Source organism: Nonomuraea sp. NPDC052129 (genome assembly GCF_040680095.1).
Lineage (GTDB): Bacteria > Actinomycetota > Actinomycetes > Streptosporangiales > Streptosporangiaceae > Nonomuraea.
Window position 1 is genome coordinate 169,352 of sequence record NZ_JBFAVX010000018.1, and the last position, 18,798, is coordinate 188,149.

Annotated in this window: 12 protein-coding genes and 3 pseudogenes; 7 read left to right on the plus strand and 8 right to left on the minus strand. The window is 70.5% G+C overall.

Going from position 1 to position 18,798, the window contains the following annotated elements:
* Positions 1 to 25: 25 nt before the first annotated feature.
* Positions 26 to 1,162, minus strand: a complete 1,137-nt coding sequence (locus tag AB0L53_RS33825; protein ID WP_364002651.1) for an AMP-binding protein — start codon at positions 1,160 to 1,162, stop codon at positions 26 to 28.
* Between the two features lie 48 nt (positions 1,163 to 1,210).
* On the opposite strand from AB0L53_RS33825, the gene AB0L53_RS33830 reads away from it, so the two are divergent.
* From AB0L53_RS33830 to AB0L53_RS33840, 3 genes are read left to right on the plus strand one after another with little or no spacing between them, the layout of a single operon-like run.
* Complete coding sequence (locus tag AB0L53_RS33830) at positions 1,211 to 2,155, plus strand: o-succinylbenzoate synthase (protein ID WP_364002654.1); 945 nt, start codon at positions 1,211 to 1,213, stop codon at positions 2,153 to 2,155.
* On the plus strand, positions 2,152 to 3,810 hold the full coding sequence (menD, locus tag AB0L53_RS33835) for a 2-succinyl-5-enolpyruvyl-6-hydroxy-3-cyclohexene-1-carboxylic-acid synthase (protein WP_358447502.1): 1,659 nt from the start codon (positions 2,152 to 2,154) through the stop codon (positions 3,808 to 3,810). The genes AB0L53_RS33830 and menD overlap by 4 nt, the downstream gene beginning before the upstream one ends.
* 56 nt (positions 3,811 to 3,866) lie before the next feature.
* Positions 3,867 to 4,430 (plus strand): GAF and ANTAR domain-containing protein, encoded by a 564-nt coding sequence (locus AB0L53_RS33840; RefSeq protein ID WP_364002657.1) that lies wholly within the window; start codon positions 3,867 to 3,869, stop codon positions 4,428 to 4,430.
* 2 nt (positions 4,431 to 4,432) lie between these two features.
* Here the strand turns inward: AB0L53_RS33840 and AB0L53_RS33845 are convergent, their stop codons facing one another.
* From AB0L53_RS33845 to AB0L53_RS33865, 5 genes are all read right to left on the minus strand, one after another.
* Complete coding sequence (locus AB0L53_RS33845) at positions 4,433 to 4,783, minus strand: STAS domain-containing protein (RefSeq protein WP_364002660.1); 351 nt, start codon at positions 4,781 to 4,783, stop codon at positions 4,433 to 4,435.
* 341 nt (positions 4,784 to 5,124) lie between these two features.
* Entirely contained in the window at positions 5,125 to 5,832 is a 708-nt protein-coding gene (locus AB0L53_RS33850) for a MerR family transcriptional regulator (protein ID WP_364002663.1), read from the minus strand.
* Between the two features lie 104 nt (positions 5,833 to 5,936).
* Entirely contained in the window at positions 5,937 to 8,012 is a 2,076-nt protein-coding gene (locus AB0L53_RS33855; RefSeq protein ID WP_364002666.1) for a beta-galactosidase, read from the minus strand.
* Positions 7,952 to 10,384: a glycoside hydrolase family 3 N-terminal domain-containing protein gene (locus AB0L53_RS33860; protein ID WP_364002669.1), complete on the minus strand. Its 2,433-nt coding sequence runs from the start codon at positions 10,382 to 10,384 to the stop codon at positions 7,952 to 7,954. Before AB0L53_RS33860 ends, AB0L53_RS33855 begins: the two co-directional genes overlap by 61 nt.
* A gap of 34 nt (positions 10,385 to 10,418) precedes the next feature.
* Positions 10,419 to 13,022 carry a glycoside hydrolase family 78 protein gene (locus tag AB0L53_RS33865; protein ID WP_364002672.1) on the minus strand — a complete coding sequence of 868 codons (2,604 nt, stop codon included), beginning with the start codon at positions 13,020 to 13,022 and terminating at the stop codon, positions 10,419 to 10,421.
* Positions 13,023 to 13,379: 357 nt separating this feature from the next.
* Here AB0L53_RS33865 and AB0L53_RS33870 point away from each other — a divergent pair, with 357 nt between their 5' ends.
* Positions 13,380 to 14,384 (plus strand): LacI family DNA-binding transcriptional regulator, encoded by a 1,005-nt coding sequence (locus AB0L53_RS33870; protein WP_358447482.1) that lies wholly within the window; start codon positions 13,380 to 13,382, stop codon positions 14,382 to 14,384.
* Between the two features lie 77 nt (positions 14,385 to 14,461).
* Here AB0L53_RS33870 and AB0L53_RS33875 read toward each other — a convergent pair.
* A pseudogene (locus tag AB0L53_RS33875) lies at positions 14,462 to 15,001 on the minus strand (DUF4038 domain-containing protein); the annotation flags it as partial.
* 32 nt (positions 15,002 to 15,033) lie between these two features.
* Positions 15,034 to 15,246 (minus strand): annotated as a pseudogene (locus AB0L53_RS33880) (DUF4038 domain-containing protein); the annotation flags it as partial.
* A 68-nt stretch (positions 15,247 to 15,314) separates the two neighbouring features.
* Here AB0L53_RS33880 and AB0L53_RS33885 point away from each other — a divergent pair.
* The 3 genes and pseudogenes from AB0L53_RS33885 to AB0L53_RS33895 all read left to right on the plus strand — a co-directional run bounded on the left by AB0L53_RS33885 (position 15,315) and on the right by AB0L53_RS33895 (position 18,791).
* Positions 15,315 to 15,490 (plus strand): annotated as a pseudogene (locus AB0L53_RS33885) (DUF5605 domain-containing protein).
* A 209-nt stretch (positions 15,491 to 15,699) separates the two neighbouring features.
* Complete coding sequence (locus AB0L53_RS33890; protein ID WP_364002674.1) at positions 15,700 to 16,827, plus strand: family 43 glycosylhydrolase; 1,128 nt, start codon at positions 15,700 to 15,702, stop codon at positions 16,825 to 16,827.
* Positions 16,828 to 17,081: 254 nt separating this feature from the next.
* Positions 17,082 to 18,791, plus strand: coding sequence for an IlvD/Edd family dehydratase (locus AB0L53_RS33895; protein WP_364002677.1), 1,710 nt, complete (start codon positions 17,082 to 17,084; stop codon positions 18,789 to 18,791).
* Positions 18,792 to 18,798 lie beyond the last annotated feature (7 nt).

The following is an 18,798-nucleotide window of genomic DNA, read 5'->3' on the forward strand; positions in this document are numbered from 1 at the left end:
CTCCATAAGACGCACCCGCAACTCATCAGGTTCCTGTCCTAAGGCTAACGAGATCCGTTTTACCATTCGCTAGCAGTGGCAAACGGGACATCAGTCGCAGTTGGCGCGGCGCGGCGTAGGCGGGGAGCCGGTCGGCGGCGTAGGCGCGGAGCTGATCCAGCGTGGGCGGGCCCGCGGGGTCTGCGGGCACCACGACGGCGACCACGATCTCGCCCCATTCGGGGTCCGGCCGGCCGATCACGGCCACGTCGGCCACCTCGGGGTGGGCGCCGAGCACCTCGGCCACCGAGGCGGCCACCACCTTCTCACCGCCGGTGTTGATGACGTCGTCGGCCCTGCCCAGCACGCGCAGCCGGCCTCCGGTCAGCTCGCCCAGGTCGGAGGTGACGTACCAGTCGCCGTCGAAGGGGGCGGGCTCGCCGAAGCGGTAACCGGAGAACAGCACCGGACCGGCGACGCGGATGCGCCCGTCGTCGCCGATTTTGAGATCTACATTGTAAAGGGGCTGGCCGTCGTACACGCAGCCGCCGCTCGTCTCGCTCATCCCGTACGTCGTGAACACCCGAGCACCGAGCGCCCGAGCCTCGGCGACCAGGCCGGCCCGCGGGGCGGCGCCGCCGAGCACGATGGAGCGGAACACCGACAGGTCGGCGTTCAGTTCGACCAGCCGGTGAAGCTGGGTCGGCACCATCGACACGTGTTCGGCGCCCGAGGTGAGCACCTCGTGGGGGTCGAAGCGCGGGTGGATGATCGGCTCGCTCTCGCAGAGCAGGGCGCGGACCAGCACTTGCAAGCCGGACACGTGGGAGGGCGGCAGGCAGCACAGCCAGCGCTCGCCCTTGACCGCCTCCAGGCGGCGCAGTGAGGAGGCCGCCGAGGTGCGCAGCGCGGTGGCCGACAGCATCACGCCCTTGGGCGCTCCCGTGCTGCCGCTGGTGGCGATCACCACCGCCACGTCGTCGGGCACGCCCTCGCCGTCGTCCTGGCGGGCGCCGTTGACGTGCGTCGGGCGGAGCGCGCCGGGGGCGCTTGCGGCGGGCAGGGGGAGGATCGCCGGGCCGTCGCCGGACAGGGCAGCGCGGATCGCCGCGAAGAGCTCAGGTCCTGGGGGTCCGACCACGGCGTGCAACGGCCGGTCCGGATGCGACGGCTTCCTCAACATGCTCGTAAGGTTAATGGCGACAGGTCGGTCAGCGGTGCAGGGAGGGTCGTGACGCGTTCTCCCGTGCAATTCCGGGCTCCCGTCGTCTTCCGGGTCGCGATGCGCACCCGTTTCCGTGGTCAGACCGTCAGGGAAGGCGTTCTGCTGCACGGTCCGGCCGGTTGGGGCGAGTTCTCGCCCTTTCCCGAGTACGGTCCGCGCGAGTGCGCCCGCTGGCTGGTGTGCGCCCGCGAGGCCGCCTTCGAGGGCTGGCCGGAGCCGGTGCGCGACAGTGTGCCGGTCAACGCGACCGTGCCCGCCGTGGCCGCCGAGCAGGCCTTCGAGCTCGTACGCGGGTCGGGCTGCGCCACGGCGAAGGTCAAGGTGGCCGAGCGGGGTCAGACGTTCGCCGAGGACCTGGCCCGGGTGGAGGCGGTGCGTGACGCGCTCGGCCCGGCGGGCAGGCTGCGCGTCGACGCCAACGGCGCCTGGGAGGTCGGCGAGGCCGTACGCCACCTGAAGGAGCTCGACCGCTTCGACCTGGAGTACGCCGAGCAGCCCTGTGCCACGCTCGAGGAGCTGGCGGCGGTGCGGCGGGCGGTCGACGTGCCGATCGCGGCCGATGAGTCGATCCGGCGCGCCGAGGACCCGTTGCGGGTCAGGGCCGCGGAGGCGGCCGACATCGCGGTGGTGAAGGCGCAGCCGCTCGGCGGGGTGCGTAACGCGTTGCGGGTGGTGGAGGCGTGCGGGCTGCCGGCGGTGGTGTCGAGCGCGGTGGAGACCTCGGTGGGGCTGGCGGCGGGTCTCGCGCTGGCCGCGGCGCTGCCGGAGCTGCCGTACGCGTGCGGGCTGGGCACGATGCCGCTGCTCACGGGTGATGTGGTGGACGATTCGCTGGTGCCCGTGGACGGGCGGCTGGCCGTACGACGTCCTGCGGTGAATTTTCAGCTTTTGTCGGCATTTGAGATTGAATCTCCCTCGTGGCTTCGCCGGATGCAGGAGGCGTCACTGTGAACCCCGCTACCGCGCTGGCCACGGTCCTGGTCGACGAGCTGGTGCGCTGCGGCCTCACCGACGTCGTGATCGCGCCCGGCTCGCGCTCGGCCCCTCTGGCGCTGGCGCTGCACGCCGAGTCGCGGGTGCGGCTGCATGTGCGCATAGACGAGCGCTCGGCCTCCTTCCTGGCGCTCGGGCTGGCCAGGCGCGCCGAGCGGCCGGTCGCGCTGATCTGCTCGTCCGGCACGGCCGCCGCCAACTTCCATCCGGCCGTCGTCGAGGCGAGCGAGTCGGGCGTCCCGCTGCTCGTGCTCACCGCCGACCGCCCGCCCGAGCTGCGCGGCACCGGCGCGAATCAGACGATCGACCAGATCAAGCTGTACGGCTCGGCGGTGCGCTGGTTCGCCGAGGTGGGCGTGCCCGAGGACCGGCCGGGGCAGGTGGCCTACTGGCGGTCGCTGGCCTGCCGGGCCTACCAGCGCGCCTCCGGGCCCGCCGCGCCGGGGCCGGTGCACCTGAACCTGGCGTTCAGGGAGCCGCTGATCCCCGACGGCGACACCTCGTGGTGTGAGTCGCTCGACGGCGACGCCAACGGCCCCTGGGTGCGCGCCCGCGTCGCGCCGCCGCCCATCGCCCTGCACATCCCGCCGACCAGGCGCGGCGTGCTGGTGGTCGGCGACGGCGCCGCGAACGTCCGCCGCTACGTCGCCGCGGCCGGCATGGCGGGCTGGCCGGTGGTGTCGGAGCCGAACGGCGGCGGGCGCTACGGCGACCACGCCGTGTCCACCTATCACTATCTGCTCGGCACGCCCGAGTTCGCCGACGCTCACCGCCCCGACGTGGTGGTCACGCTCGGCCGTCCCGGGCTGTCGCGGCCGCTGCTGTCGTGGCTGCGGCGGGCCGGGGAGCACATCGTGGTCGCCACCGACCTCGATCGCTGGCCCGATCCGACCCGGTCGGCGACGCAGGTGGCGCAGGCGGTGGAGATCCCCGTCGCCTCTGGTGACGACACGTGGCTGCACGCCTGGCGGCAGGCCGATCAGGCGGCCAGGTCGGCCATCGACGAGGTGCTCGACGCCTCGGGCACCAGCGAGCCCCGGCTGGCCCGCGACCTGGTCGACGCGATGCCGAACGGGGCGCTGCTGTTCTGCGGCTCCTCGATGCCGATCCGGGACCTGGACCAGGCGATGCGCCCCCGGCGGGGGCTGCGGCTGCTGGCCAACCGGGGCGCGTCGGGTATCGACGGGCTGGTGTCGTCGGCCATGGGGGCGGCGCTGGCGCACAACGGGCCGTCGTACGCGCTCATGGGCGACCTGTCGTTCCTGCACGACCAGAACGGCCTCATTCTGGGCCCCCGGGAGCCGCGGCCCGACCTGTGCCTTGTGGTGGTGAACAACGACGGCGGCGGTATCTTCTCGTTGTTGCCGCAGGCGGCGGTGAGGGATCCGTTCGAGCGGGTCTTCGGTACGCCGCACGGCGTCGATCTCGGTTACGTGGCCGCTTCGACGGGCACCCCGTACCAGCTGGTGGAGGATCTGTCCGACCTGCCCAAGGCGCTGCGCGGCGAGGGGCCCCGCCTGGTGGAGGTGCGTACGGACCGGGAGGCGAACGCCGTGGTGCACGCCCGGCTGCGCGAGGCCGCCCATGCCGCGATCCGGGACTGCATGACCTGATCCGTCAGGTGGGTGATTCCCGGTGATTTGGCCGGTCTTCGCGTATCGTGCGGCTGATGGCCGCCTCCAGCGAGCGGGCCCGGTCGCTGGAGCTGTCGCAGCTGCGGTACGCGCAGGGGCCCTGCCTGGACTGCCTCGGCGGTGGCGAGGTCGTGCACTGCCCGGACAGGTACGGCGCCGAGGCGCGCCGGAGTTGGCCGCGCTTCGCCCAGCGGGCCCGCGGCCATGGGTTCGCCGCGGTGAGCGCGCTGCCCCTGCGGGTGCGCGAGGAGGTGGTCGGCGCGCTCGACCTGTTCCATGAGGCCCCTGGCGACCTGCATGCCGAGACCGTCGCGCTGGGGCAGGCACTGGCCGACATGGCCACCATCGGGCTGCTGCACGAGCGGGCCGTGCGAGCGGAGCGGCTGCTCGCCGAGCAGCTGCGGAGCGCGCTCACCAGCCGCGTGGTCATCGAGCAGGCCAAAGGGGTGCCGGCCGAGCGGGACGGCTGGGCGATGGATGAGGCGTTCGCGCGGTTGCGCGGGCATGCCCGCGACCACAACCGGCGGCTGGCGGAGGTGGCGCGGGAGGTCGTGTCGTACGGGGGCGACCTCGACGACCCGTCCCTGGGGCGCCGTTAGTCCTACAGGGGTTTGTACGGCGGCGGGCCTGTGGGGAACTGGCGGTTGAGCCCGGTGATCAGGAGTAGCCGGTCGATCTGCGGTGGGACCCCGGACAGCAGCAACGGTATGGCGTTGCGCCGCGCGTGGTCCTGAATGCTCACCAGAGCGCCCAAGCCGGCCGCGTCGATGAACGACAGCCCGCTCAGCTCCATGACGACCTCGTCGATCTTCCGGTGTCCGTTGGAGGTCTCCCTCAGGATGTCGAGCAGGTGGTCACGCAGCACCGATGTGGTGGCGATGTCCAGCTCCCCGGAGACGTGCACGATAACTTTCGCCCCCTGACGGTTTGTTGTCAGGTGCAGTGGCTCCATGTGCTCGGCTCCCCTGTTGTGTTCCCACACTGGAACATCTGCCGACTGTGGGAGCCTTTTGGGGTATGCCCGGCCGCCAACTTCGACACCTGACGTGGCGCGGGGTCCGGACGCCACGAGGAATCGCAAATGCGATTTGCACCAGATGTGTGGATTGTCACTTTATGTAACCGTGTGCTTCCAGAACGAAGTGTACAAGTCCTTTAGCGCTCGTAGGGTCAAGAGCTGTGATACCAGCCAGAAATGATGACCACAGTTCACTAACTGCTCTGACGGGCGCCTCTGAGGCTGGAGCCTTCCGGCACCAGCCGCGCAGGCGTTGGAGGCCCAGTCGGCGCCGGTCAGGTGGGGTTCGTGGGCACGGCGCCACGCATGGCCTCCTGCGTGGTCCTGATCAGAGCGTCCAGGGAGTGCCGTGCACGGGCGAGCTCGTCCGACTGGGCGTCGATGAGGTCGCGCTCGGCGGTGAGCTGGCGTAGTACCGCCGGAGGGCAGCATCCCCCGGGATCCTTGAGATGTGGCAGCAGCGCGGCGATGACCTTGCCGGTCATTCCTACAGCGAAGAACTGCCTGATCAAGAGCATCCGGCTCACGGCGTCCTCGTCGTAGTGGCGCTGCCCGCTCGCACTGCGCTCGCTGGAGAGCAGGCCCTGCTCCTCGTGGTGGCGCAGGGAGCGCACGCTGGCGCCGGTCCGCTTCGCGAGATCGCCGAAGTGGCGCGCCTCACTGGCCGCTGGACGTGGTTTCGCGTCGCGCGCACGAGTCGTTCCAGCGGCAGTTCCGGCCGAAGGCCGAGTCTGCCCGACCGGGCTTTCAGTGTTCGCGGTGCGGCCCCGGCCGCCGGCGATGGGCAGGGCGCTGCGGTCCGGGGCTCCGGTGGGGCGAGCGAGCAGGGTTGCCACGCTGGGCGCGATGAGCCCCGCCAGGCTGTCGGCTCCGATCCCCGCGCGAGCGCTGGCGCCGTCGAAGACCACGCTGAGCTGCCGGGCCAGCAGGTCCGGATCGCTCGCCTCACCCTGTTCGGCCTCGGCCCGGAAAAAGGCCGTCAAGTTCCCCTTCTCTTGGTAGATGAGCGTGCCCGCCGCCCGGTCGAGGAGCCCGGACAGCGGGGTCGTCCCGTCGCAAGGACCTCACGCAGTGCGTACCCTCACGATCATGTTTCCAGCAGGACGCGCACGTCCCAGGGGCCGAGCCGTACCTGTGCGCCGGGCTCGTGCCCGATGTCGTCGAGCACATCGCGCACTGCGACCGGGATGGTCACCGTCGTCTCCTGCCAGGTCCAGTTGTGCAGGAAACGGACCCGGCGGCCGTCCGTGGCGGTGGCGCCGGTGCAGGTGACGCCGGTCGGCAGCAGCCCCCAGGGTCCGGCATCCGGCAGCAGCCAGCGGAACAGGGACTCGCCCAGGGCAGGGTTCGGGATGGTGCCGACGTAGGTGATCCGGCCCTGCCCATGTCGGTGGGTGGTGACGGCGGCGAACCGCCCGAAGTGCGGGTGGTCATAGGCGGCGAGAACGTCGGCGCCGTCGGTGTGCAGCCCGTCCGCCCAGCGGGTGCCGGCCGCGTCTTCGGGCAGGGTCAGCGGCGAGTCGTCAGGGGCCTGCAACGGCAGCTCCGCGTCGAGGTTGCTGAACTCGTCGTACCAGGCTCCGGCGGCGTCGGCGAGGCGGGCGGGCTGGACGTCGCGGCGGGCGCGGGCCTCGTGGTCGGCGTAGCAGGACCGCGGCCCCAGGACCAGGTGCCCGCCTGCACCGGCGTAGGCGGCCAGCCAGTCCAAAGTGGCGTCGCCGGCCACGTACAGCCCGGCGGCCACCATCACCGGGTGCCTGTTGGCCATTTCGGCCGGGTCCTCGGCAACGGCTTGCCCGGCATGCAGCACTCGCGTCTGAAGGCCGGCGTCGAACGCGCCCCGGTAGAAGGCGTCGAAGATGGCCTCGTACGAGCGCCCGTCCGGGCCGCCGTCGGATGTGGCCAGGGCCGGCTGGGCGATCATGGCCCACTTGCTGGGGTGGGAGTACAGCATCGCGACGTCCGCGTCCGGCGTCAGATTCGCGACCAGGTCGCCGGCCCGCTCCAGCTCGACGCCGATGCGGGCGATCTCCCGATAGGTGCGGCCGGGGCGCCCGCTGTGGGGCAGCACGCCGCCCCAGTAGGTTTCGCCGCCGAACACCAGCGTCCGCCAATGCCAGTACTCGACCATGGACGCGCCACGGGCGACGAGCGCCCAGGCGGCCTGGCGCCACTGCCCGTCGTATCCGGGCTGGTTGACCCAGGACGGGCCGATGGCTTGGGCGTTGGTCTCGGTGACGAGGAACGGCTCCTGGCGGGAGGAGTACATCCTGTCGGCCGCTCGGTAGAACGCCCACGTGTCCTGGCTCGCCCAGTTCTGGCCGCCGCCCCGCTGCGCCGGCAGGGCGAGAGCGTCCTGCATCCCGTAGTAGGGGTTGCCGGTGGCGACGTCGAGCCGCCGGGTCAGGTCGTCGTCGGCGACGGCGGGCCGATCGTAGGCGATGCAGGTGGTGACGAACTGGCCGGGGCGGCTGTACTCCCTGACGATTTCGGCCTGCCAGGCGATGAACTCGGTGACCTGGTCGACCTGGAAACGCCGCCATGCCTGCTCGTACTGCGGTTGGGTGTTGCCGTCCGGCGTCCACAGATCGGCCCAGTCCAACAGCCGGTGCGACCAGTAGACCAGGCCCCACTCCTCGTTCAGCCTCCGCACGTCGCCGTACTGTTCGCGCAGCCGGTTCACGAAGCGCTGGAAGACGCCGTGGTTGTGCAGCAGGTGCGGGCCCGGCTCGTTGTCGACCTGGTAACCGATGACGGCTGGGTGATCGGCATAGCGCTCGACGACCTTGCGGATGATGCGCTCGGCGTGGAAGCGGAACGCCGCGTGGGTGAAGTCCATTTCCTGGCGCGCACCCCAGCCCATACGTTGCCCGGTCGCCGCCTCGCCGGCGATCTCCGGGTAGAGGCGGGCCAGCCATGGCGGCGCGGCGTAGGTGGGCGTACCGAGGATGACGCCGATGCCGCGCTCGTGCGCGCCGTCCAGCGTCGGTTGCAGCCAGTCCAGGTTGAAGTGGCCGTCGTCCGGCTCCCAGGTGGACCAGACGGATTCGCCGACCCGGATGACGGAGAAGCGCGCCTCGGCCATCAGGTCAAGGTCGGTCTTCAGCAGTTCGGCGGGGTGGTATTCGGGGTAGTAGGCGGCGCCGAACAGTACTCGCGACATGCGGATTCCTTTGCGGTCGTGGTCTCGGACAGGAAGGCGCGCTCGCTGCTGGTGAGCACGCGGGGCTTGCCGATCAGCTCGAACGATCCGGTCAGCGCGCGGTCGTCGGAGTCGAAGCCGAGGAAGACCTCGACGGTGGCGGGTTCGACGGCGAAGTCGTGGGCCAGGTTGGTGCAGCCGAGCTGGGCGGCCGAGACGTGGAAGGTGACGCGGCAGGACTGGCCGGGGGCGAGTTCGACGCGGTGGAATCCGGCGAGCTGCTGCGCCGGGCGCGTGACGCCCGAGGTGTTGATCCGCAGGTAGAGCTGGACGACCGTGGCTCCGGCGAGCGTTCCGGTGTTGGTGACGGTGGCGCTGATGCCTGCCGTGCCGGTCGTGTCCACCTCGGGATCGCATGCCAGGTCAGTGAGCGTGAAGTCGGTGTAGCTCAGACCGTGGCCGAAGGCGTACAGCGGTGTGGCCTCCATGTCCAGGTAGTGCCGGGGGATGTGGGCCGGGAGCGGGCTCCGGTAGCCGGTGCCTGCCTTCTGGTGGTGATGGACCGGGATCTGGCCGCTGTGGCGGGGGACGCTGTAGGGCAGCTTGCCACTGGGATTGACGGCGCCGAAGAGCACCTCGGCCACCGCCTTGGCCCCGTACGGCCCGCCGAAGGTGCTCACCACGATCGCGGCGGCGTCGCGTACCACCTCGGGCAGCGCGTAGGCCCGCCCCTGGACGAGCACCACCACGAGTGGCTTGCCGGTGGCGGATACCGCCTCGGCGAGCCGGGCCTGAGCGGCGGGCAGCGAGATGTCGGCGGAGTCGCTGTCCTCTCCCTCGGTGCGTTCACCGGTGAACCACAGACTCGCGCCGCCCAGGGCGAGCACCACGACATCGGCTCCGCGGGCGGCTTCCACGGCCCGCTCCACCGCCTCCTGCCCCAGTGGCCGGGTCATCGTGCAGCCCGGCTCGGGCAGCACGTCGCCGGCGAATGTGGCGATCTCCTCGGCGAGCGGACGGGCTCCATAGCGGTCGCGGGCCAGGGCCGCCACGTCCACCGGTGAGAACAGCCTGTCGAACCATGAGGATTTGATCTCCTCGGCGCCCGCCATGGTGCCGTGTTCGCCGAGCTCCAGGCCGTTGACCGCTTCCCGCCACGCCGGATAGGTGTAGGCGGCGAACTGCCGGAGCACGGCGTCGGCGTGCGGGCCGATGACCGCTACGGTCAGCCCCTCCTGAGGCAGGGGCAGGGTGCCGTCGTTCTTGGCGAGCACCACCGACCGGCGGGCGAGCTGCTGCGACAGCGTCTCGCCCTCGCGTGCCACGGCGGTGATGTCGATGTGCTCCTGCGGATACGGGTTCTCGAACAGCCCGAGCTCGAACTTGGCCCGCAGCACCCGCCGTACGCAGGCGTCGACGTCGCGAACGTCGAGCCGCCCCTCTTCCACCTCCGCGACGAGCGCGGACCCGTAGGCGAACGGTGTTGGGAACTCGACGTCCAGCCCGGCGGCGATCGCCAGCCGGCCCGCCTCGCCGGGGGTCGACGCGGCCCGCTGCCGGGTGACCACTTGTTCGAGGGTCGCGTAGTCGGCCGACACGAAACCGTCGAAGCCGAGTGTCCCGCGCAGCAGGCCGGTGAGCATCTCCCGGGAGATGCCCGCTGGGACGCCGTCGATGTCGGCGTAGCCGTTCATCACCGACTTCAGGCCGGCGATCTGGATCGCCGCCTCGAAGGGGTAGGCGAACAGGTCCCGGGTCTGCCGGGAACCCGCCTCGAACGCCGACTGGTTGCGCCCGCCCGCCGTGACGGCATAGCCGAGGAAGTGCTTGCCCGTGGCGACCACGCCCTCGGCGAGGTCGGCGCCCTGCAGACCGCGGGTGAAGGCGACGCTGAACGCGGCCGCCAGGTACGGATCCTCGCCGTAGGTCTCGTGCACCCGGCCCCACCGGGGATCGAGCGCGACGTCCATCACCGGTGACAGCGCATGCGCCAGCCCTGTGCGGCGCATCTGGCGGCGGATGAGGTCCGTCATCTCCTCCACCAGCTCAGGGCTCCAGGTGGCGGCGAGCCCGATGGCGGTCGGGAAGACCATGTGACCGCCCGCGAGGAACCCGTTCAGCGCCTCGGCATGGAGCAGCGCCGGAATGCCGAGCCTGGTCCCCGTCACGAACCGATGCTGGATCGTTCCTACCAGGCGTGCCAGTTGAGCGGGGTCGTCGACGATCAGCTGGGCGACATGACCCGGCGGATTCACCAGCAGCTCCTCGGCGCCCTCCGCGGCTGAGCCGTCCGCGCGGACCAGGGACCACGGCATGACCGAGGTGAGCTGGCCGCACTTCTCCTCCAGGGTCATCTCCCTCAGCAACAACTCGGCTCGGTCATCGGCCGGCAAGCCGGTATCGCAATGGTTCGTCACTGTCGGTTCCTCAGTCGATGAAGGTGTGGGTGCCCGGACCGGCGCTCTCGTGACGGCCGCTGGGCAGGACGACGGTGGCCTCGGTTCCGGCGGGCACGGCCAGGCGTACGTGAACAACGCCGTCGTCGAGCCGCCACCCGGCCTCGATCCGCCCGTACGGCGACTCGTGGACCGCCTCAGCCCAGGTCAGGCCGCCGCCGGGGCGAGGTCGCACCAGGAAGCGCCGGTAGCCCGGTTCGAGCAGCTCAAGTCCGGCCACGTAGCTGTGCAGGAACGAGACGACCGCGCCCTTGGAGTAGTGGTTCAGCGACGCGGTGGCCTCCCCGTCCGAGGAGATGCCGTCCCAGTGCTCCCAGACGGTGGTCGCACCCCGGTCGATCATGAGGAGCCAGGACGGCTCGGTGTCCTGCGTCAGCAGTTCGTAGGCGAGATCGAGGTGACCGGTGTCGGCCAGCACCGGCAGCAGGTACGGTGTCGCCAGGAATCCGGTGCCCAGGTGTGTGCCAGCCTCGCGTACGAGCTCGGCCAGCCGTGCGGCCACAGGGGGCCGCAGGGCATCGTCGACGAGATCGAAGGCCAGGGCGCGCACGTGATCGGCCTGCGTCAGCGGCCCGCCGGCGTACTCGGCCTGCCACGCGGCGCGGACCTTCTCGCTAAGATCGCGATACCGCTCCGCCTCCTGCCTCCGGCCGAGCACCTCGGCGATCCGCGCCGCCAGCCCTGAGCTGTACGCGTAGAAGGCGGTGGCCAGGGCTCCGTGGTCGAGCCGGGCAAGGTCGGCGATGTCGAGGTGTTCGCCGGGCGCGCACCATTCGCCCCAGTGTGCGCCCGTATCCCACAGATATTCCTCATGAGGCGCGGGAACGGCTGTTCGCAAGGGGTGCCGCCGGGTGCGGGCGAGGTGTTCGGTACGGTTCAGCCACGCCACGACGCTCGGCCACGCTTCGGCCAGGATCTGGACGTCGCCGTAGGCCCGGTACAGCTCCCACGGCACGATCACGGCGGCGTCGCCCCACCCGGCCGATCCGTGGAGGTGGGCGGCCAGGCTGCCCTGCGCGTCATGCGGAGAGCAGGGAACGACGTTGGTGACGGTCCCGTCGGGCCACTGGTCGGCGGCCAGGTCGCGCAGCCATTTGGTGGAGAATCCGGCCACGTCGAACAGGAACGCGGCGGTGGGCACGAACAGCTGCCAGTCCCCGGTCCAGCCGGCGCGCTCGCGCTGCGGGCAGTCGGTCGGGATGTCGCACGCGTTGCCGCGCAGGCTCCACACCGCCGCCTCGTGCAGCCGGTTGATCCGCTCGTCGCTGCAGGAGAACCAGCCCGTGCGCCGCAGATCGGTGTGCACCACGACGCCGGTGACATCCTGCGGCGTCAGGTCCTCAGGGTGGCCTTCGATCCGGACGTACTGGAATCCATGGGTCGTGCGGCGTGGTTCGAAGACGTCACCGGGGACTCCGGCCGAGATCACCTCGTCGATCTGCCCGGCCGGCAGCGGCTCCGCGACGCCGGGCACCCACGGGCGCAGGTGGTCGGTCGTCACGTCGCCCGAGGCGTCGAGTGACTCGCCGTGGACCAAGCGGATCGTCGTCCCCGCCGGGCCGAGCTCGGCCAGCCGGACCCAGCCGTTGATGTTCTGCCCCAGGTCGACGACCTGCCGGTGCTCATCCAGCCGCCGTACCGACACCGGCGTCAGCTCCTGCACCCGCCGCACGGGCGGCGCGGGGGAGCCGACCAGCTCATCGAGGCCGCGCGGGTCGGTCGTGACCGGTAGCCATGCCGAGTCGTCGAATCCCGCCCGTGACCAGCCGCGCGGCAGACGGCGCAGATCCCACCGCTCCCCGGCGATCAGGTCGGCGGCCACCACGTGGCCTTGCGCGCCGCGCCACCCCGGCCCGGTGCCGAGCACCGTCATCGTGCCGTCGGCATGGGTCAGGTGCAGTTGCGTCAGCAGGGCCGGCCGTTCACCCCATTGATCGGCCACGCGGAAGTAGCCGATGAGGCCGCGGTACCAGCCATCGGCCAGGATGACGCCGAGCGCGTTGCGGCCCGGCTGGACAGCGGCCGTGATGTCGTAGGTCTGCACCTGCAGCCGGGTGCGGTACTGGGTGAAACCCGGCGCGAGTTCGGCGTCCCCGATCCGTTCGCCGTTGAGAAAGCCCTCGTAGATGCCGTGCGCCGTGCCGTACAAGCGGGCCGAGACGATGGGTGCGGCCACCTCGAACTCCCACCGCAGCAAGGTCGCGGGCCGCTCGCCGGGCGGGCCGTCGGGGCTCTCACCGGGGATGATCCATTCTGCCTGCCAGTCGGCGGCGGCGAGCAGTCCCATCTCAAAGGCGGCCGGCGCCGACCACTCACTCTCGCCGGTGTCGGTCCACACCTTGACCTGCCATTCCACCTGTTCGGCCGAGCGCAACGGCGGTCCGGCGTAGGGCACCAGGACGCTTTGGGCAGAGGAGATCCGGCCGCTGTCCCAGCCGTTGCTCGTCCGGATCCGATAGGCGCTCTGTTCGGCGGAGCCTGCGGGCGGCCGCCATGACAGCCGGGGTTGGGTGACGCGGATGCCGAGCGTCTCGTCGAGGTGCTCGACACGCAGGGTTGTCGCAGGGGGCCTCATGTCACTTCCTGGTGCGATGAGTGAGGATCATGTCGCGGTACGCGCGCCTTCAGGGTTCACCGGAAGGCGCCGGGGCGGATGGGCACGACGCCGTGGCGCTCGGGAGGGGAATCCGGATCGTGTGCAACGTTCGACACGGGAGCGTATAGACGCGATTTAAGCCACGTCAAGGACGTTCTGGGTCGTTTAGGCAACGGTCTACACAGATCCGATACTCTGGCCCGTGTGGACAACGGCGCGGCCGACACTGCTCAGGGGAACGACAAGGCCGATCCGGGCCCTGGTTCAGGTGCCGGACAGACGGCGCGGCGCCGGGCACGAGGTAGTTCCGCGCTGCCGTCCTCCGACCCGCATCGCGTGACGATTCATGACGTCGCACGTGAGGCGGACGTCTCGATGTCGGCCGTCTCGAAGGTGGTGCGCGACGCCTACGGCGTCAGCCCCGAGATGCGGGAGAAGGTCACCGCGGCGATCGAGAAGCTGGGGTACCGACCCCACGCGGGCGCGCGGGGCATGCGAGGGCGCTCGTACACGATCGGGGTCATGCTCACCGAGCTCACCTCTCCGTTCCAGCCGGAGATCGTCCAAGGGATCACCGGCGAGCTCGAGACCAGCCCGTTCCAGGAGATCCTCATCGCCGGCGGCACCACGCCCGAGCGCCATCAGCGCAGCATCGAGGCTCTCGTCGATCGGCAGGTCGACGGGCTCATCCTGATCCAGCCGTGGACGAGTCAGGCCTGGCTGGAGCAGCTCGCGTCGAGACTGCCCACCGTGGTGATCGCGCGCCACGGCCACACCTTCGTCTACGACACGGTCGTGGACGACGACCATGCGGGCGCGCGTCTCATGGTCGATCACCTCGTGGCTCTCGGTCACCGGAGCATCGCGCACATCAGCGCACCGTCGCAGGACCTGCCGGAACCCTTCATCCTTTCCCACACGGCGCGCTGCCAGGGCTACGTCAAGGCCATGCGCCGGCACGGGCTCGAACCGTACGTCATCGAGAGCACATACTCGGAAGAGGGCGGCTATCGGGCAGCCGCCGAAGCGCTCGCCGGCCCCACTCCGCCGACCGCCATCTTCGCCGGCGCGGACATCGCCGCGCTCGGCGTGCTACGCGCGGCGGAAGAGCGCGGTATCCGAGTGCCGGAGGACCTCACGGTGACGGGCTACGACAACATCTACGTCACGACGATCGGCCGGATCTCTCTCACCACCATCGATCAGTCGGGCAACCTCACCGGCGCGAGCAGCGCGAGACTTCTTCTGGAACGACTCGACGGTCGCACGCAACCCGTCAACTACGTCGTGGCGCCGCGCCTGATGGCCCGCCACACGAGCGCGCCGCCGCCCCGGTCGTAACGGCCGGGCCGAGACATCTGAAGCTGCTTCCTGCCCCGCTGCCCCATTGCCGCCGCCTGGCGTGCAACGTTGCACGCTCATTCATGCGAGGACCGATCGTCCTCGGAGCGAGCGACGAGGAGCCAGTCCCGGCCGTCCGGCTTCGCCGGGACGGCAAGCGTCCCGCCTACGGGCTCTGCCCGTTCCTCTTCGACGCGCCAGTGCCCCTCGCGTGGGTCGAACCAGTCCAACCTGTACGGCACCGCCCGCAAACCAACAAAATCGGCGCGGCCTTCCATGCGGTAGGTCTCCCCGAAGTGAGCCACAACGGTGGTCATGTCCTCGTCGGCGGACACAGAGGGTGCGTACATGTGGTTGTTATGGATGTACGTCGCACGGAAGCAGTAAGGGTCCGGACGCAGGCGTGACCAGCCGACCTCCTCATAGAAGCGGCGGAAGTGGCCGAGCTGCTCGGCGCCCGGGAGATCGACTCCCTCACGCCAAGGCATGTCGCCCCACATGCTCGCCCGCTCACCCGGCTCCCAGGCCGCGTTCCAGCAGCCCTGCGCGCCATAGGTGTAACCGCAGCATCCCGACTGCATGGCCCGGTAGGCGACCTGGCGGACCATGGTGTCCGTGACGGGGCGCGCCCGGCGCGCTCGACCGTGAGCAGTCCTTCGTACAGGCTCTCGCCCTCCACCAGAGGCCGGCCGGGATGTGTGGCCAGGTGGGCGCGGTAGTGGTCCGTGGACAGGTCGAAGTCCCCGTGCGCGTGCTGGTTGAGCGTCAGGTCGAGCCAGTCCTCGTCCTGGTAGTAGGGGACGATCGGCCGCTCCGCCGTGGCGTGGGCGGTGATCGGGTGACGTCGCCGGCATCGATCCATTGCCGGCCGACTTCGACGTCCCGGTCGGTGGTGTCGAAGGCCGCTATTACCTCGCCTACCTCGGCCACATGCAGCCCCGCCGGCGGACCTTCTCACTGCGCCCGGGGCCCGCTACCGGGCCGACATCGTCGACACCTGGAACATGACCATCACCGAACTACCCGGCAGTTACGAAGGAGAATTCGCGCTGCCGCTGCCCGGCCGCCCCTTCCACGCGATCCGCCTGCGGGCGATCGAGGACTGACTCGATGAGCCGGCTTCCCAACCCGTTGATTCCCGGATTCAATCCCGGTCCCAGCTGCGTCGTCGTCGATGGAACGTACTACCTGATCACCTCGTCATTCGAATACTGCCCGGCATCCCGATCTACCGCAGCACCGACTTCGTCACCTGGGAGCACATCGGCAACGTCGTGACCCGTGAGGAGCAGGTGGGCATCGCCGAGACACCGGCGTGTGGGCGCCGACCATCCGCCACTACGAGGGACTGTTCTACGTGATCGTCTGCGTGGCGGCGAGCCCACGGGGCTGCGTCGTGTTCACCGCGCGCGACCCGGCCGGGCCGTGGAGCGACGGCGTCACCATCGACGGCGTCATCGGGATCGACCCCGATCTGGCCTGGGACGAGACCGGCACGGCGTACGTCACCTACAGCGATCTCGAACTGGACGGCACCCTGGTGGTGGCGCACCGGGGCATTCTGCAGGCCCGGGCCGACCTCGTCGGGGGAAGGCTGCTGGAGAAGCCTCGGCGGCTCTGGTCCGGCACCGGCCTGGTCGCTCCCGACGGGCCGCACCTCTACCGCCGCGACGGCTACTGGTATCTGCTCATCGCCGAAGGCGGCAGCGGCTTTGCCCACGCCGTGAGCATCGCCTGCGGTCCCGGCATCGAGGGTCCTTTAGTGGGCGCGCCGGGCAACCCGGTCCTGAGCCCGTCCGGCACAGGCAGCCCGGTCGGCTGCGCGGGACACGCCGACCTGGTCCGCGGCCCGCACGGAGACGACCTGCTCGTGCTCCTCGCGACGCGCAAGGCCGGCTCGCACTCGCCGCTGGGACGGGAGACGTTCGTCACCGGCGTCGAATGGGACGACGGCTGGCCGAAGCCGGCCCCGGTCGAGCTCAACCCACGCTCGCAGCCGCTGGAGGAGTACTTCGACTTCGCCGACGACAACGCCTTGGCCGACCCCGGCTGGCTGGCCGTGGGACGAACGCCCGCCGAGATCGCGTCCGCCGGTGAGCGGCCCGGTCATCTCACCGTCCGTGCCGTCTCCGGCGGCCTGGGCGCGTTCCGGCCGGACTTCATCGGCCGGTCATGGACAGTCCGGGTGGCAGGGGATGAGGTCCTGCTGCGCATCGAAACGGACCATCCACCGCTCGGCCCGCCTTGGACGGGAGCGGGCGACCGCATCCGGCTGATCGTCGCCGACGAATCAGGCACCGAGACGCACCTGGCCGAGCTCGACGGCCGCTTCTGGGCAGCCGAGACGGCGGCACCGTTCACGGGCCGAGTCGCCGGCATGTTCGCCGAGGAAGGCGTCGTCCGCTTCGCGCACTGCCGCTACCAGGGGGAAGGCCATTCATGAGGTGCCGCGCAGCGTGTCCGGGCCACACCTCGCGGTGGCGAAGGCCATCCGCGGATCTCGCCCCCCGCACGTAGCGGCTGTGGCCGTTCTGGGCGGCGAAACCCAGGTTTCCGAAGGTTAGACCTACGTTCCAGAAATCGAAACTTTTCCTCAACTGCCTCTTCCCTGAGCGGTGAAGTCTGAGCTAGTCTCGCCGCACGTTCCACAGAATCGATTTAAGTTCCAATAAATGGAATTCCTGGATGTGATAGCCCATGGGCCGCAGTTCTAGGTGGTACGCCGGCACCGACCGCAACGCCTACATTCACCGGGCGTGGATGCGGCGAGGGCTGCCGTCTCGCGCCTTCGACGGCCGGCCGCAGATCGCGATCGCCAACACCGCCTCCGATCTCGTCCCCTGCAACATGCACCTGGATGAGGTCGCCGAGCATGTCGAAAGGGGCGTCTGGGAAGCGGGCGGTGTCCCGCTGAATCTTCCGGTGGTCTCGCTCGGCGAGACGCAAGTACGGCCGACCGCCATGTTGTGGCGCAACATGGCGGCGATGGCGACGGAGGAGATGCTGCGGGCCAACCCGATCGACGGCGTGGTGCTGCTCGGCGGCTGCGACAAGACCATCCCCGCCCTGCTCATGGCCGCCGCCTCGGTGGACCTGCCCGCGGTCGTCGTCCCCGGCGGCCCGATGCTCACCGGTCACTTCCGTGGCCGGCCGCTCGGCTGCGGCACTGACGTGTGGAAGCTGAGCGAGGAGGTGCGCGGCGGGACGCTGAGCGAGGCCGAGTTTCTGCGCTCGGAGTCGTCCATGATCCGCAGCAAGGGCCACTGCAACACGATGGGCACCGCTTCCACCATGGGCCTGCTGGCCGAGGCGCTCGGTATGACCCGGCCCGGCCTGGCCGGCACCCCCGCTCCGGACAGCCGTCTGCTGGCGGGCGCCCACGAAAGCGGCGGCCTCGTCGTGGAGATGGTCGCCGCCGGACGCCGTCCCAGCGCCGTGCTCACGCGTGCATCGTTCTCCAACGCCATCGTCGCTCTGGCCGCGATCGGCGGCTCCACCAACGCCGTGGTGCACCTGCTGGCCATCGCCGGCCGACTCGGCGTCGAGCTGACGCTCGATGACTTCGATCGCACCGGCTCCGGCGTACCGCTGCTGGTCGACCTGCAGCCCGCAGGCCGGCACCTCATGGACGACCTGTACCGCGCCGGCGGCCTGCACGCGGTGCTGCACCAGGTCCGTGACCTGCTCGACCCCGAGGCGATCACGGTCACCGGCCGCCCCCTCGTCGATCACCTCGACGAGGCCACCATCCACGACGGCGACGTCATCCGTACCCGCGACCAGCCCGTGCTGCACGACGCCGGCATTGCCGTGCTGTACGGCAACCTCGCCCCTGACGGCGCCGTCATCAAACCGGCCGCCGCCTCCTCCCACCTGCTCAAGCACCGCGGGGCCGCCCTCGTCTTCGACTCCGTCGAGGACCTGTACGCCCGCCTCGACGACCCCGGCCTGGACGTCACCCCGGATTCGGTGCTGATCCTGCGCGGCTGCGGCCCCAAGGGCTACCCCGGCATGCCCGAGGTCGCCAACCTCCCCCTGCCTCCCAAGCTGCTCGCCCAGGGCGTCCGTGACATGGTCCGCATCTGCGACGGCCGGATGAGCGGCACCGCGTACGGCACCGTCGTGCTGCACGTCGCTCCGGAGGCCGCCGCCGGCGGCCCCCTGGCCAAGGTCCGCACCGGCGACATGATCATCCTCGACGTCCCGGGGCGGCGGCTCGACATCGACATCCCCGACGAGAAACTGGCCGCGCGCGAACCCGCTCCGGCCGCCGTGAACGCCTTCGCCCGCCCATCCCGCGGCTGGCAGCGCCTTTACCTCGAAACGGTCCAGCAGGCCAATACCGGTGCCGACCTGGACTTCCTCGTCGGCTCCAGCGGCGATCACGTGCCGCGTGAATCTCACTGAAAGGACA

Excerpts from the sequence above, each read along its gene's own strand:
- AB0L53_RS33825 (WP_364002651.1), bottom strand. The coding sequence starts at position 1,162 with ATGTTGAGGAAGCCGTCGCATCCGGACCGGCCGTTGCACGCCGTGGTC.
- AB0L53_RS33840 (WP_364002657.1), top strand. The coding sequence starts at position 3,867 with ATGGCCGCCTCCAGCGAGCGGGCCCGGTCGCTGGAGCTGTCGCAGCTG.
- AB0L53_RS33845 (WP_364002660.1), bottom strand. The coding sequence starts at position 4,783 with ATGGAGCCACTGCACCTGACAACAAACCGTCAGGGGGCGAAAGTTATC.
- AB0L53_RS33855 (WP_364002666.1), bottom strand. The coding sequence starts at position 8,012 with ATGTCGCGAGTACTGTTCGGCGCCGCCTACTACCCCGAATACCACCCC.
- AB0L53_RS33865 (WP_364002672.1), bottom strand. The coding sequence starts at position 13,022 with ATGAGGCCCCCTGCGACAACCCTGCGTGTCGAGCACCTCGACGAGACG.
- AB0L53_RS33895 (WP_364002677.1), top strand. The coding sequence starts at position 17,082 with ATGGGCCGCAGTTCTAGGTGGTACGCCGGCACCGACCGCAACGCCTAC.